Origin of the sequence: Streptomyces sp. NPDC058279 (assembly GCF_042881255.1) — a bacterium.
In the GTDB taxonomy this organism is placed as follows: domain Bacteria; phylum Actinomycetota; class Actinomycetes; order Streptomycetales; family Streptomycetaceae; genus Streptomyces.
On the sequence record NZ_JBHVYA010000001.1, the window covers coordinates 153412 to 167443 of the forward strand.

The 14032-nt window shown below is 70.0% G+C and carries 12 protein-coding genes and 2 pseudogenes; 8 read left to right on the forward strand and 6 right to left on the reverse strand.

From position 1 onward, the window contains the following. Positions 1–9: 9 nt before the first annotated feature. The 6 genes and pseudogenes from ACFVXJ_RS00780 to ACFVXJ_RS00805 all read right to left on the reverse strand — a co-directional run bounded on the left by ACFVXJ_RS00780 (position 10) and on the right by ACFVXJ_RS00805 (position 4219). The gene (locus ACFVXJ_RS00780; RefSeq protein ID WP_356176229.1) at positions 10–441 is read right to left on the reverse strand and encodes a VOC family protein; all 432 of its coding nucleotides are present in this window, start codon (positions 439–441) and stop codon (positions 10–12) included. Positions 442–828: 387 nt separating this feature from the next. Next, complete coding sequence (locus ACFVXJ_RS00785; protein WP_389656421.1) at positions 829–1062, reverse strand: hypothetical protein; 234 nt, start codon at positions 1060–1062, stop codon at positions 829–831. Between the two features lie 94 nt (positions 1063–1156). Continuing rightward, positions 1157–1498: a MerR family transcriptional regulator gene (locus ACFVXJ_RS00790; RefSeq protein ID WP_389656424.1), complete on the reverse strand. Its 342-nt coding sequence runs from the start codon at positions 1496–1498 to the stop codon at positions 1157–1159. An 800-nt stretch (positions 1499–2298) separates the two neighbouring features. Then, positions 2299–2566: pseudogene (locus ACFVXJ_RS00795) on the reverse strand (ATP nucleotide 3'-pyrophosphokinase); the annotation flags it as partial. A gap of 19 nt (positions 2567–2585) precedes the next feature. Further along, positions 2586–3020: pseudogene (locus ACFVXJ_RS00800) on the reverse strand (RNA-guided endonuclease TnpB family protein); the annotation flags it as partial. A gap of 722 nt (positions 3021–3742) precedes the next feature. After that, entirely contained in the window at positions 3743–4219 is a 477-nt protein-coding gene (locus tag ACFVXJ_RS00805) for a hypothetical protein (RefSeq protein ID WP_389656427.1), read from the reverse strand. A 743-nt stretch (positions 4220–4962) separates the two neighbouring features. On the opposite strand from ACFVXJ_RS00805, the gene dnaK reads away from it, so the two are divergent. The 8 genes from dnaK to ACFVXJ_RS00845 are packed head-to-tail and all read left to right on the forward strand — an operon-like array spanning position 4963 to position 13978. Beyond that, positions 4963–6867, forward strand: coding sequence for a molecular chaperone DnaK (dnaK, locus tag ACFVXJ_RS00810; protein ID WP_389656430.1), 1905 nt, complete (start codon positions 4963–4965; stop codon positions 6865–6867). Between the two features lie 9 nt (positions 6868–6876). Beyond that, positions 6877–7494 carry a nucleotide exchange factor GrpE gene (grpE, locus tag ACFVXJ_RS00815; protein ID WP_389656433.1) on the forward strand — a complete coding sequence of 206 codons (618 nt, stop codon included), beginning with the start codon at positions 6877–6879 and terminating at the stop codon, positions 7492–7494. Between the two features lie 6 nt (positions 7495–7500). Beyond that, entirely contained in the window at positions 7501–8457 is a 957-nt protein-coding gene (locus tag ACFVXJ_RS00820) for a DnaJ C-terminal domain-containing protein (protein WP_389656435.1), read from the forward strand. Next, positions 8454–8861 carry a chaperone modulator CbpM gene (locus ACFVXJ_RS00825; protein WP_389656438.1) on the forward strand — a complete coding sequence of 136 codons (408 nt, stop codon included), beginning with the start codon at positions 8454–8456 and terminating at the stop codon, positions 8859–8861. The genes ACFVXJ_RS00820 and ACFVXJ_RS00825 overlap by 4 nt, the downstream gene beginning before the upstream one ends. Beyond that, entirely contained in the window at positions 8852–11491 is a 2640-nt protein-coding gene (gene clpB, locus ACFVXJ_RS00830; protein ID WP_389656441.1) for an ATP-dependent chaperone ClpB, read from the forward strand. Before ACFVXJ_RS00825 ends, clpB begins: the two co-directional genes overlap by 10 nt. After that, positions 11488–11931, forward strand: a complete 444-nt coding sequence (gene trxA, locus ACFVXJ_RS00835) for a thioredoxin (protein ID WP_389656444.1) — start codon at positions 11488–11490, stop codon at positions 11929–11931. The genes clpB and trxA overlap by 4 nt, the downstream gene beginning before the upstream one ends. A gap of 29 nt (positions 11932–11960) precedes the next feature. Then, positions 11961–12224 carry a UBP-type zinc finger domain-containing protein gene (locus ACFVXJ_RS00840; protein WP_389656447.1) on the forward strand — a complete coding sequence of 88 codons (264 nt, stop codon included), beginning with the start codon at positions 11961–11963 and terminating at the stop codon, positions 12222–12224. After that, the gene (locus tag ACFVXJ_RS00845; protein WP_389656450.1) at positions 12224–13978 is read left to right on the forward strand and encodes an FAD-dependent oxidoreductase; all 1755 of its coding nucleotides are present in this window, start codon (positions 12224–12226) and stop codon (positions 13976–13978) included. The genes ACFVXJ_RS00840 and ACFVXJ_RS00845 overlap by 1 nt, the downstream gene beginning before the upstream one ends. Positions 13979–14032 lie beyond the last annotated feature (54 nt).

Below are 14032 nucleotides of genomic sequence, written 5' to 3' on the forward strand. Positions count from 1 at the left end.
GGAAGAGGATCAGTCGAGGCAGAACTCGTTGCCCTCGATGTCCTGCATCGTGATGCACGACTCGTTGACGCCATCGGCGCGCTGCGTCAGCACGTGCTTCGCGCCGAGCGCCATCAGCCGTGCGCATTCGGCCTCGAGTGTGGCCAGGCGCTCGTCACCCACGAGCCCGGCGCCGGCCCGCACACAGAGATGCACCCGGTTCTTGACGACCTTGCCTTCGGGAACTCGCTGGAAGAGCAGGCGCGGGGCCACACCCGAGGGATCAGTACACGCGAAGTAGATCTCGTCCTCGGGCGGCAGCGAGCGGTGGTACTCCCCCCATGTGGCAAAGCCCTCCGGGACCGTCGGTACGACGTACCCCAGCACCTCGCACCAGAAGGCGGCGAGGCGCGCGGGTTCCGCGCAGTCGAAGGTCACTTGGAACTGTTTGATCGTTGACATCGGCGCACACTAGCAGGGGCCCTTCCCCTCTCCCCGGGTCGGTAGGTCCGCACGTTGTCGGGAGGAGGCACCTGCTATCCGCTGCTGTGTCGTGCGGTCGCAGGGGTGAACCGAGGTCAGTGCTTCCCCAAAGGGAACCTGCGGGTGTCGGCGAGGGTGGCAGACATGCTGGGGGTCCGGTCCTGGTGCCGGGCGACCGCGGAGGCTCCGCCACGGTCGCACTCGACGGCGAGACGTCCTGGGGTTTCCCCAAGCGTGGCAGTGAGCCCGAGGTCATCCATCCGGGGGGCCGACTCGGGCGGCCGGGGGCGGCCGAGGTCTGGCACCGGCACAGGGGCGGCGGTCTGTACCGGGGCGCGCACGGGCTGGGGCCGAGCGGGACGACCTCTAGAAGGACTGGCCGTCCACCCCTTCGAAGGCAGCCCCGGCGCTGATCACATTGCCGATCCCGTTGTTCACCGAGTCACCCAAAGTCTGCGAGTTGAAGTTGAACGACTCGTCCCGTGCGACGCTCCCGATATCGCCGAGACCGTCGACCTGATCAGCCATTGCGGTTCCCGTGAACGACAGGGCTGCCCCCGCGAGGGCGACGGCGGCAAGTACACGCTTCGTGTTGTTCATACCCGGCCAACGATCTTGACCTGCCCGGGTTACGCCCGCCTGCCGCACCGGGGCCGGTCTGCCTCTTCAGACCGACGAGCCGTGCCCCCTGGCTTCAGGCGGCGGTCGTCGGGGTGCCCGTTGTGGCGGCGGCGCGGCGGTATTCGGCGTTGATGCGTTGGGCTTCTTCGAGTTGGTCTTCGAGGATGACGATGCGGCAGGCGGCCTCGATGGGGGTGCCGTGGTCGACGAGTTCCCGCGCGCGGGCCGCGATGCGCAGCTGGTAGCGGGAGTAGCGGCGGTGTCCGCCCGGGGAGCGGAGCGGGGTGATGAGGCGGGCTTCGCCGATGGCGCGGAGGAAGCCCTGGGTGGTGCCGAGGAGTTCGGCGGCCCGGCCCATGGTGTAGGCGGGGTAGTCGTCGTCTTCGAGACGGTCGAACGAGGCGTCTGCTGTCACTTTCACCTTCTGCGTGAATGCCTTGGGAAAACGCGTGGAGGGGCCCTGGTGCCGTACGGCACCAGGGCCCCGAAGGAACTGCTACACCATCTGCCGGCCCTGACATTGCGCCGGCTTCCTGTTTCCGCCCACCCGACCGTCATGCCGTCGGGGGTACGGGGATCGCGGTTGCTTGACCGGAGACCACCTCACTATCGATGTCCTGCGGTACCCGGGCTCTCACGCTCACGCCCGGGCGATCCTGATGGCGCTCGTCCCTCCGCTCTTCCCTCTTGATCAACTACTCACTTACCTGAACTGCGTACTGCTGGTACTGCTGGTACTGCTCTACTGCGAACTGCTCAGTGGCCTGGACAAGCGCCACTCCTCCGGCAGCCAGCCCCGTCGCCCATCCTGCGTCTGCTCTTGGCTTGGAACCCCACTGCCGGACTTCCCGATGCGCGCGCCCGCAGCCGACGCCTTCACCGAGGGTGTTGCCGATACCAACTTCACTGCGGTCCTGCTCATGGCGGCCCCTGATCACTGCGGGCCACCCGGTCCGACCGCCAGTCCCGTCACCGTCCTGCACAAACCCTGGCTCCGGAACTCCGCCGCCGCACCGTCCTACGGGTACTGCACCTGCGGGTACTGCGTACTGCTTGCCCGGCAGTTCGTCTCTGCCGGGCCCTTCGGCCTTGCTGGTTACGAGAGAAACCATAACCACAACACCGCCCAATGTCTACTCCGAGCAAGACAGATTTTTGCGCGTTCGACGGAGAGGTAATCGGACTCGAACAGCGACAGGAGTCGGGCCGGCCCGGCTACGCGGGAACGAGCCGGGGCCGGGTGACGGGGGCCGTGAGGGAGTCGGCGCCGTCGGGAACGGGGACGGCCGCGAAGATCGCGTCCTGTTCCCGCTGGAGCTGCTTCTTGCGTTCCGGGCTGGTGGAGGGCAGCCGCTGCTCCTCGTACAGCTTGTGAGTGGCCTCCTGGGCGTGCTTGCTCGCCGGGGTGTGGAACTGGATCTCGAACAGCCGGCCCGAGCGGGGGTGCGCGCGCCCAGCACACACAGCCGGTGTTCAGGGCCTTTTGACTTCCGCTCCTCTCCCTAACGGGAGGGGATTCCTACCACGGTCGGTTGACCGTCTCGGTGGGTTCCTGCTTCTTCGCGCTGTGCCGGGACAGGTCCCGGTCTTACCCGCGCTCGACAGGCTGATACCGCAAGCCCTGCGGCCTTGGCGACGTTGACCGCCGCGTTGATGTCCCGGTCCAGCCACGCGCTGCATGCCTGGCACTGCCAGATGCGGACGTGGAGGGGCTTGGGGCCGTCCTTGACACCACACCGCGAGCACACCTGAGAGGTCGGCTCGAAACGCCCGATGCGCACGAGGGTGCGCCCGTACCGGGCGGCCTTGTACTCCAGCATTGTCACGAACGCCGACCATCCGGCGTCGTGTACGGACTTGGCCATGCGCGTGCGGGCGAGTCCCCTGACCGCCAAGTCTTCCACCGCGACCGCTTGGTTTTCGCGGATCAGCCTCGTGGGTACCGACATCCAGCGTGATGACCGACGAGTGCGCTTCCTCGCCGTCCTTCTCCGTCACGACATCCGGGGTGAACCCACGGCCCTTGACCGTCAACGTGAAGCACGACTTGTCATCGGCCACCTCCACGGTCCCAACCGGACTGACCCGCTCCAGCACCGGCACCGACCCCTGGCGCGCCTGGGCCGGCACCCCGCCCAACACCGCGGGCACCAACGCCGCCGACACCAGCGCACCAGCCGACCACACACCACGACCCGGCATCATCCACAGCCTTTCGAACACGGCCGTACGCCAGGGACCCCATCGGCCCCCACCACACGTACGCCACCCCCTCAAACGATCAAGAAGCAACCCGGCAACACACAATGGCCAAGAACCACACACAAAGACCCAAAGGCACCACAGAGTCGGCCGGTGGGACGGTCCTGGCCCTCGCGCCGACTGGCACTGCGACGCAACGCGGTGGTCCGGACCGGCGCCGGCTTGTCGTCACGCATCCGGCATGCCCGAGTCCGTGGGGCGGCGCCACGCCCGCCCCACGGCCCGAGGAGAGATGTCAACGGTTGTCGCGCGTCAGTCTGTGGTGGGGAGGTGTTGCCCCCACCAGGTGAGGGTCGGGTAGGGCGGGGGCCCTTGTTCGGCGAGATCCGCCGCGCCGGGTGCGGGTGGGCGCGGGCCGGATGTCACCGTGACGCCCGCCCGAACCCGGGACATGCGTTCAGGCAGCCGCGGAACCGCCGCTGCGCCCATGGCGCCTGGTCGGGCGGCAACGGCGCGTGTGGTAGGCGTAGGTCAGCACCAGTACGAGCGGACCCCACAGCATCCCGGGGGTGATGCAGAGGCGGGCGAGTGTCTCCCAGCCGCCACTGCTGAACCCGGCCGCGTCACCCATGCCGAACCAGCTCAGCAGCACGGGTGCCCAGAACGCGGTCGCGCCGAGGCCGCCGAGGGCGGCGGGGATGATCGCCGCGAAGGGAGCGATCCGCTTCCCGCCGACGAACGGCAGCCACGCGGGGGCGACCTCGCCCCATCCCCGCACCAACCCGAAGGACAGCAGCGCCAACCCCTCCGTGATCAAGCTGAGCCCGAAGACGTAGGGCACGGACACCCACAACGACGCCGGCATCGCCCCGTCCGCGTCCAGCCCCATCTCGAAGCCGAACGCGAACGGCAACCGCCACAAGCACTGCGGCAAGAGCAGCAAAGGAATCGCACGGGCCGTGACGGAAGCCCAACGCGGGACCGGTCGTTCGGTGCCGTGCGCAGTCATGGTCGGACGAAGTCCGTCGGTCGCTGTCATGGCATCAGCCTCTTCGCTCCTCGGCGCCCGGTCGTCATCCCCGAGGCCGTACCGCGCTCCGCACGGGGGAGCCTCACGTCAGCCCGCGGGATGACGCATCGGCGGGACGCCGCCCGGCCCGGGGATCGGTGGTTGGGCGGCAGGGCCGGGAGACCGAACGCACTGTCGAGGAACCCCTCCGACCAGGGGGTTCGCGTGGAGGAGGTGGCGACCGTCGGCCAGGGCGTGCGGGTGACAGAGCAGGTGATACGTTGGATGGACCACAGCAGGGCCGCCCTTCAGGGAGCGGCGATCGGTGCGCTCACCGGTGTCCTGATGGGTTGGCCGGCCGGCCTTTGTAAACCGGCTCGACCCCGTCGTTTAGCCCGCTCCTCCGCACCTTCACTGGCTGATCTTCGGAGCGATCGTCGGCGCACTGTTCGGCATGCTGCCGCACGCCTTGGCGGGCGGTCGCCGCGATTTCGCCTCGCCCGGCTCGATGCAGCCGAGACGGTACGAGGTCGTCGTCGTGGACGACGCGGTCGCCGACGAGGCGTACGGCTGACAAACGCGCCACATGCACGGCGGAGGTGCACCCGCACCTGAACGAACGTGATCCGGAGAGTCGGCGTGGGCCGCCGCGCCGGGAGGAGTTCCTCATGGCCAAGGCAGTGGGAATCGACCTGGGCACGACCAATTCGGTGATCGCCGTGTGGGAGGGCGGCGAGCCGTCGGTCGTGCCCAACAGCGAGGGCAACCGCACGACACCGTCGGTGGTGGGCTTCACCGACACCGGCGAGCGCTTGGTGGGCCAGCTGGCCCGGCGCCAGGCGATCCTCAACCCCAAGGGCACCATCTACTCGGCCAAACGGTTCATCGGCCGGCACTTCAACGAGATCTCCGACGAGGCCAAAGCGGTGGCGTACGACGTCGTCGAGGGCGATGGAGGGGCGGCCCGCTTCAAGGTGCGCGACAAGCTGTACGCGCCTGAGGAGATCAGCGCACAGGTGCTGCGCAAACTCGCCGACGACGCCTCCAAGCAGCTTGGGGAACGGGTCACGGAGGCAGTCATCACGGTGCCCGCCTACTTCAACGACGCTCAACGCACCGCCACCAAGGACGCCGGAAGGATCGCGGGGCTGGAGGTGCTGCGGATCATCAACGAGCCGACGGCCGCGGCCCTCGCCTACGGCATGGACAAGAAGCAACACGAGACCGTACTCGTCTTCGACCTGGGCGGCGGCACCTTCGACGTGAGCATCCTCGACGTGGGCGACGGCGTGGTGGAGGTGCGCTCCACCGCCGGCGACAGCCACCTGGGCGGCGACGACTTCGACCGGCGTCTGGTGGATTACCTCGCGGACGACTTCCAGAAGGAGAACGGCATCGACCTGCGTCAGGACGCGCAGGCGCTGCAACGCTTGTTCGAGGCGGCGGAGAAGGCCAAGACCGAGCTCAGTTCGGTTACCCAGACGCAGGTCAGCCTACCGTTCATCACCGCCGACGCTTCGGGCCCCAAGCACCTCACCGACTCGATCATGCGGTCCACGTTCGAGCAGATCACCAGCGATCTCGTGGAGCGGTGCCTGGGACCGGTCCAACAGGCCATGGGCGACGCCAAGGTCGGCGAGAGCGACATCGACGAGGTCATCCTCGTCGGCGGCTCCACCCGCATCCCCGCTGTTCAGGGTCTCGTGCGCCGACTGACCGGCGGCAAGGACCCCAATATGAGCGTCAACCCCGATGAGGTCGTGGCCTTGGGCGCCGCGATCCAAGCCGGGGTGCTCAAGGGCGAGGTCAAGGACGTCCTGCTGCTCGACGTCACGCCCCTGTCGTTGGGCGTCGAGACGCGCGGCGGAGTGATGACGAAGATCATCGAGCGGAACACCACCATCCCGGTGCGCCGCACCGAGACCTTCTCCACCGCCGAGGACAACCAGCCGGCCGTCGATGTGGTGGTCCTCCAGGGCGAGCGCGAGCGGGCCGCCGACAACCGGGTGCTCGGCCGGTTCCAGCTCACCGACATCCGGCCGGGGGCGCGGGGCGAACCGCAGATCGAGGTCACCTTCGACGTCGACGCCAACGGCATCCTCAACGTCACGGCCCGCGACCGGGACACCGGCAAGGAACAGGGCATCACCATCAGCGAGAGCTCCAACCTGGACCGCGGTGAGGTGGAACGCATGGTCCAGGAGGCAGAGCGCAATCAGGGCCAGGACCAGGCACTCCGCGAGGCCGTCGACGCCCGCAACGAGCTCGACGCCGTCGCGTACCAGGTCGAGAAGCGCCTCGCCGAACTCGGCGACGCGGCGCCGGCGCACGAGAAGGCACGCGCCGAGATGCTCGTGTCCGACGCCCGGGCGGCGGTCAAGGAAGAAGCGGGCGTCGAGCGCGTACGGCCCCTGACCTCGGAACTCCAGCAGGTGCTCGCCGGGCTGGTGGCCCATCAGGGCTCGGCCGCGACGGGCGGTCCCGGCCAGGACGCCGCGACCGGTGGTCCCACGAGTGGCGGTGGCGGCGGCGGTGACGACGATGTGATCGACGCCGAGTTCGACAAGGACTGAGGAAGCGCCATGCCGACCCACCCCACGGAACCCGACCCGGCCGTGCCGGACCGGGCCGACCCGGCTCCGGAGGGCTCCGTACGCCCTCCCCACGGGGATCTTCCGCCTTCGGCCCCGCCGACCGGGCCGCGGCCCGCCACGGACGAGGAACCGGGCCCGGACGCGGCCGGCGGCCCGGCACCGTCCGAGGACGAGTACACGGCCGCGATACAGGAGCTGCAGGACCGCTGGCGGCGCGCACTCGCCGACCTCGACAACCTGCGCAAGCGCCACGCCAGGGAACTGGAGCGGGAGCGGACGGTCGAGCGTTCCCGTACGGCCGCCGCCTTCCTGCCCGTCCTCGACAACCTCGAACTCGCCATGAGGCATGCCGGAGCCGACCCCGGCGCGATCGTGGAGGGCGTCCGGGCGGTCCGCGACCAGGCGGTGAACGTCATGGAACTGCTCGGCTACCCGCGCCACGCGGAGACCGGCGTCGCCTTCGACCCGGCCCGGCACGAGGTGGTCGGCGTCGTCCAGGAGCCCGACGCCGCACCGGGCACGGTCGTCGAGGTGCTGCGTCCGGGCTACGGGGACGCCGACCGACAGCTCAGGCCCGCCGCCGTGACCGTCGCGAAGCGGGAGTGAGCGGTCATGGCACGCGACTTCTACGAGGTGCTGGGCGTGTCGCGGACCGCGAGCCAGGACGAGATCCAGCAGGCATACCGCGAGCTCGCTCGCAAGTACCACCCCGATGTCAACAAGGACCCGGATGCGGAGGAACGCTTCAAGGACCTCAACGAGGCGTACAGCGTCCTGTCGGACCCGAAGACGCGGGCCCGTTACGACCGCTTCGGCGAGGATTTCCGCAAGGTCCCCGAGGACTTCGACGAACGGGTCGCCGCCGGAGCGGGCGGCGGCGGTTTCCGCACGCGCAGGACCACGGGCGCGGGCGGCCCCCGCGTCCGGTACACCACCGGCTTCGGCGACGACTTCGCGGCGGAGGACATCGACATCGAGGACCTGTTCGGCTCGATCTTCGCAGGCGGCGCCGCCCGCGCCGGTGTACCGGGAGCCGACCAGGAGGCCGAGCTTCCGCTGACCGTCGAGGAGGCGTACAGGGGCGGCCGTCGCACCGTCACGCTCGCCGGCCCCACCGGGCAGCCTCGGCGGTACGAGGTCGACGTGCCGCCGGGCGTCACCGACGGGCAGCGCATCCGGCTGGCGGGCGAGGGCGGCCGGGGCAGTGGTGACGCCGCCGCGGGCGACCTCTACCTGCGGGTGCGCGTCCAACCCCACCCCCGGTTCCGGCTGGACGGCCGCGACGTGCACGTCCGGCTCCCGGTCGCCCCTTGGGAGGCGGCCCTGGGTGCGACCGTGCCGGTGCCCACCCCCGGCGGTGGCACGGCCAAGGTCACGGTGCCCGCGGGCTCGTCCAGCGGACGGCGACTGCGACTGCGCGGCGAGGGCATGCCGAACCCGCGCGGCACGAACGGGGACCTGTACGCAGAACTGCGCGTCATGGTGCCGCCCACCCTCGGCGATCGGGAGCGCGAACTGTTCGAGGAACTCGCCGCCGCCTCGTCGTTCGACCCCAGGAGGACGCGATGAACGACCGATCCGCAGGAGCGGCCGGCATGGGCGGCGCCGGGGTGGGCGGCCGTCCGGTACGAACGGGGGCCGAAGTCACCGCCTCGACGACTGTCCGGTACGCGCTCGTGCCCGTCCCCAGGCTCTCCCTGCACGCCGTGGCCCGTCGCTCGGGCCTCCACCCCGATCTGATCCGCCGGTTCGTCACCCTCGGTCTGGTCGACGCCGAACGCGACGCGGCGGGGCACCTGGTGTTCGACCCCACGGCCCCGGCGGTCCTCGCCCGCATCCAGCGGCTGCGCTCCGGGCTCTGCCTCAACTACGCATCCATCGGACTGGTGCTCGACCTACTCGACCGCATCAGCCTGCTTGAAGCCGCCTTGCGCGGCCGCGGCACGAGAGGTGAAACACCCCCATGGACATGAACCGTCTCACCCAGAAGTCCCAGGAAGCCCTCCAGGAGGCCCAGACCGCTGCCGTCCGCCTGGGCCAGACCGAGGTCGACGGGGAACACCTGCTGCTCGCGCTTCTCGATCAGGAGGACGGTCTGATCCCGCGGTTGCTGCAACAGGCCGGCACCGAGCCGAATGAACTGCGCGCCGCCGTGCGCGAGGAGCTCTCCCGCCGCCCGAAGGTCACCGGCCCCGGCGCGGCACCCGGTCAGGTCTTCGTCACCCAGCGCCTCGCCCGCCTGCTCGATGCCGCCGAACGGGAGGCCAAACGCCTCAAGGACGAGTACGTGTCGGTGGAGCACCTCCTGCTCGCCCTGGCCGAGGAGGGGTCGTCGACCGCCGCGGGGCGCCTGCTCAAGCAGGCCGGCATCACCCGGGACTCGTTCCTGGGCGCGCTCACCGGGGTCCGCGGCAACCAGCGCGTCACCTCCGCCAACCCCGAAGTGGCCTACGAGGCTCTGGAGAAGTACGGCCGCGATCTCGTCGTCGAGGCCAGGAACGGCAGGCTCGACCCGGTCATCGGCCGGGATGCCGAGATCCGTCGAGTCACCCAGATCCTCAGCCGCAAGTCCAAGAACAACCCGGTCCTCATCGGCGACCCCGGCGTCGGCAAGACCGCCATCGTCGAGGGCCTCGCCCAGCGCATCGTCCGCGGGGACGTGCCCGAAGGACTCCGCGACAAGATCGTGTTCGCCCTCGACATGGGCTCCCTGGTCGCCGGCGCCAAGTACCGCGGTGAGTTCGAGGAACGCCTCAAGGCCGTGCTCAGCGAGGTCACGGCAGCCCAGGGGCGCATCCTGCTCTTCGTCGACGAACTCCACACCGTCGTCGGCGCGGGCGCCGCCGAAGGGGCCATGGACGCGGGCAACATGCTCAAGCCGATGCTCGCCCGCGGCGAACTCCACATGATCGGCGCCACCACCCTGGACGAGTACCGCAAGCACATCGAAAAGGACGCCGCCCTCGAACGCCGGTTCCAGCAGGTCCTCGTCGACGAGCCGAGCGTGGAGGACACCATCTCCATCCTGCGTGGACTGCGCGAACGCCTGGAGGTCTTCCACGGCGTGAAGATCCAGGACACCGCGCTGGTCTCCGCGGCCACCCTCAGCCACCGCTACATCACCGACCGGTTCCTGCCCGACAAGGCCATCGACCTCGTCGACGAGGCGTGCGCCCGGCTGCGTACCGAGATCGACTCGATGCCCGCCGAACTCGACGAGCTCACCCGGCGCGTCACCCGTCTGGAGATCGAGGAGGCGGCCCTTTCCAAGGAGACCGACCCAGCCAGCAAAGCCCGCTTGGAGGAACTGCGCAAGGAACTGGCCGACCTGCGGGGCGAGGCCGACGCCAGACGCGCCCAGTGGGAGGCCGAACGACAAGGCATCCGGCGCGTGCAGGAACTACGCCAGGAGCTGGAACAGGTCCGCCTCGAAGCGGAGGAGGCCGAACGCGCCTACGACCTCAACCGCGCCGCCGAACTTCGCTACGGCCGGCTCCAGGACCTGGAGCGCCGACTGGCCGCCGAGGAGGAGCAACTGGCCGCCAAACAAGGGAAGAACCGGCTGCTGCGCGAGGTCGTCACCGAGGAGGAGATCGCCGAGATCGTCGCCGCCTGGACCGGCGTTCCCGTCGCCCGCCTCCAGGAGGGCGAACGCGAGAAACTGCTGCGCCTCGACGAGATCCTGCGCGAGCGCGTCATCGGCCAGGACGAGGCCGTCAAGCTCGTCGCCGACGCCATCATCCGCGCCCGCTCCGGCATCCGCGATCCGCGCCGCCCCATCGGCTCGTTCATCTTCCTCGGCCCCACCGGTGTCGGGAAGACCGAACTGGCCAAGACCCTCGCCCGGGCCCTCTTCGACTCCGAGGAGAACATGGTCCGCCTGGACATGAGCGAGTACCAGGAGCGGCACACCGTCAGCCGGCTCATGGGCGCGCCACCCGGATACGTGGGCTACGAGGAAGGCGGCCAGCTCACCGAGGCCGTACGCCGCAAGCCGTACTCGGTCGTACTGTTCGACGAGATCGAGAAGGCGCACACCGATGTCTTCAACACCCTGCTGCAAGTCCTCGACGACGGCCGGATCACCGATGCTCAGGGCCGTACCGTCGACTTCCGCAACACCGTGATCATCATGACGTCCAACATCGGCTCCGAGCACCTCCTCGACGGCGCCACCGCCGAGGGCGAGATCAAGCCGGACGCCCGCGCCCTGGTGATGGGCGAACTGCGCGGACACTTCCGCCCGGAGTTCCTCAACCGCGTCGACGACATCGTGCTGTTCAAGCCGCTCGGTGAGCGGCAGATCGAGCGGATCGTGGAGTTGCAGTTCGACGAGCTGCGGCGGCGGCTCGCCGAACGCCGCATCGCCGTCGAACTCACGCAGGAGGCACGGGAGCTGATCGCCCACCAGGGGTACGACCCGGTGTACGGGGCCCGGCCGCTGCGGCGTTACATCTCCCACGAGGTCGAGACTCTGGTCGGGCGCGCCCTGCTGCGCGGCGACGTTCAGGACGGCGCGACGGTCCGCGTCGACGCCCAGCACGGCGAGCTGGTGGTGACCTACGACCGGCAGGAGGGGGCCGAGGAAGCGAGGGCGGCGTGAACACCACCCGGACGACGACGGTGACCTGCCCGAACTGCGGGCGGGGCAACCGGATTCCGGTGGCCGCCGAAAGACGCCCCAGGTGCGGCCACTGCAAGCAGCCCCTGCCCTGGATCGTCGACGCGGGTGACGACGACTTCGTGGAAGTCGCCGACCATGCCACCCAGCCCGCCGTCGTCGACCTGTGGGCCACCTGGTGCGGCCCCTGCCGCATGGTCAGCCCCGCCCTCGAACAGGTCGCCCGGGAGCTCGCCGGACGGATCAAGCTCGTCAAGGTCGACATCGACAAGAACCCGCGGGTCAGCCGGCGGTTCGAAGTGCAGGCGGTGCCGACGCTGCTCGTCCTGGACCGGGGCAAGACGGTCGCCCGACAGGCCGGCGCGGCACCCGCGCACGTCCTGCGCTCGTGGGTCGAGCAGGCGATGGCGGGCCGCGCCTGAGCGGTCCCACTCGCGGAAGGAGAACCCGTATGGCCACGATTCCCGACCCGCACCTGGCGATGGTGCGCCCGGTGACGCCGCGTACCCCGGAGGGTTGCGAGGAGTGCCTCAGGGAGCATTCCCCGTGGGTGCACCTGCGGCTCTGCCTCACCTGCGGGCACGTCGGCTGCTGTGACTCCTCGCCCCTCAAGCACGCCAGGCGGCACGCGGGCGGCGCGGGGCACCCCGTCGTGCGGTCCTTCCAGCCGGGAGAGGACTGGCGCTGGTGTTACGTCCACGAGGCCCCGGTCTGATGAGCGCGGCCGAGCACGGGCCCGGTGCGGTCCGCGAGACACCGGACCGACACGGCGCGTTCCCGCGCCTGACAGCGGAGCAGCTCCGGGATCTGACCGCCCACGGTGAGCGCCGCGGGACCACCGAGGGCGAGGTGCTGTACCGCGAGGGCGAGCCGTTCCGGGAGTTCCTCGCGATCCTCGGCGGGACCGTCGAGATCCTCCAGGACCACGGCGGGCCGGAGGAGCGCACGGTGGCGGTGCACGGGCCCGGCAGGTTCCTGGGTGAACTCGGGCTGTTGGAGGGCGAGGCGGCGTTCGACACCGCCGTGGTCCGTGAGGCGGGCGAGATCCTGGCCGTACCGGTGGAGCGGCAACGCGCCCTGGTCGGCCGCGACCCCGTCCTCGGCGACCTGATCCTCCGCGCTTACCTGGGCCGCAGGTACCTGCTCATCGGCCTCGGCGCCGGCTTCCGGATCCTGGGGTCGTGCTATTCACCGGACACGCTGCGGCTGCGTGAGTTCGCCGCCCGCAACCGGCTGCCGCACCGCTGGTTGGATCTGGAGAAGGACAAGGAGGCCGAGGCGCTGCTACGTCGGTTCTCCATCTCTCCCGAAGAGACTCCGGTGGTCCTTTGGAAGGGGGAGCGGGTTTTGCGCAATCCGAGCAACACCGAACTCGCCCGGCTCATCGGGCTGCCCGCCCCCTCACCGGGCGCCGGGCGGTGCGATGTGATGGTGGTCGGTGCGGGCCCCGCCGGACTCGCCGCCGCCGTGTACGGTGCCTCCGACGGCCTCACCACGGTCACTGTCGACGCCGTGGCCACCGGAGGCCAGGCCGCCACCTCGTCCCGCATCGAGAACTACCTTGGATTCCCGTCGGGCATCTCCGGGGGCGAACTCGTCGACCGGGCGGTGGTTCAGGCCCACAAGTTCGGGGCCCGCCTCATGGTGCCGGCCCAGGTCGACGGGCTCACTCCGCAGGACGACGAGTACGTCGTCACCTTCACGGACGGGTCCCGCGCGCGGGCGGGCGCCGTGGTGCTCGCCTCGGGCGTGTGGTACCGCAGGCTGGAGGTGCCCGGCATCGACCGCCTGGAGGGCATCAGCGTCTACTACGCGGCGACCATCCACGAGGCCAGTCTCTGTCAGGCGAATCCGGTCGCCGTGGTCGGCGGCGGGAACTCCGCCGGGCAGGCGACGCTGTTCCTCGCGAACCACGCCTCCAGGGTCCACCTTCTGGTCCGCGGCGGTGACCTCAACGCGGACATGTCGCGCTACCTGGTGGACCAGGTGGAACGGCACCCGAAGATCGAAGTGCTCCTCCATACCGAGGTCCGGGGCGTCCGCGGGGAGGACGAGCTGGGGTCGCTGGTCGTGGAGGACAACGCGAACGGTGAGCGCCGCGAACTCCGGGCGGCGGCGCTGTTCGTGTTCATCGGGGCCCGGCCTCGAACGGATTGGCTCAGGGGCGTGCTGGCCTTGGACGAAAAGGGCTTCGTCCTCACCGGCGCCGACGCCCGGGCGACGGCCGACGCGAATCGGTGGGACGCGCTCGGCCGTGGTCCATTGCTGCTGGAGACCACCCTTCCCGGGGTCTTCGCCGCCGGCGACGTCAGGAGCGGCTCGGTCAAACGGGTGGCCTCGGCGGCCGGTGAGGGTGCCATGGCGATCCGCCTCGTGCACGAGCACCGGGAAAAGGCAGGCAACCTGGTCCGCCCCGCGGGCCCCGAAGGGCCACGGCCGGTGACGGCCCGGTCCGTCTCCTGGCGCTAGGGGGACCCGACGAGAAAGGTCCGGTGATGCGGGTGTCGTCCCAGGGCGTTACGG

What these genes read in the sequence shown, in the direction of transcription:
- ACFVXJ_RS00780 (WP_356176229.1), bottom strand. Translation starts at nt 441, where the DNA reads ATGTCAACGATCAAACAGTTCCAAGTGACCTTCGACTGCGCGGAACCC.
- ACFVXJ_RS00785 (WP_389656421.1), bottom strand. Translation starts at nt 1,062, where the DNA reads ATGAACAACACGAAGCGTGTACTTGCCGCCGTCGCCCTCGCGGGGGCA.
- dnaK (WP_389656430.1), top strand. Translation starts at nt 4,963, where the DNA reads ATGGCCAAGGCAGTGGGAATCGACCTGGGCACGACCAATTCGGTGATC.
- grpE (WP_389656433.1), top strand. Translation starts at nt 6,877, where the DNA reads ATGCCGACCCACCCCACGGAACCCGACCCGGCCGTGCCGGACCGGGCC.
- ACFVXJ_RS00820 (WP_389656435.1), top strand. Translation starts at nt 7,501, where the DNA reads ATGGCACGCGACTTCTACGAGGTGCTGGGCGTGTCGCGGACCGCGAGC.
- ACFVXJ_RS00825 (WP_389656438.1), top strand. Translation starts at nt 8,454, where the DNA reads ATGAACGACCGATCCGCAGGAGCGGCCGGCATGGGCGGCGCCGGGGTG.
- clpB (WP_389656441.1), top strand. Translation starts at nt 8,852, where the DNA reads ATGGACATGAACCGTCTCACCCAGAAGTCCCAGGAAGCCCTCCAGGAG.
- ACFVXJ_RS00840 (WP_389656447.1), top strand. Translation starts at nt 11,961, where the DNA reads ATGGCCACGATTCCCGACCCGCACCTGGCGATGGTGCGCCCGGTGACG.
- ACFVXJ_RS00845 (WP_389656450.1), top strand. Translation starts at nt 12,224, where the DNA reads ATGAGCGCGGCCGAGCACGGGCCCGGTGCGGTCCGCGAGACACCGGAC.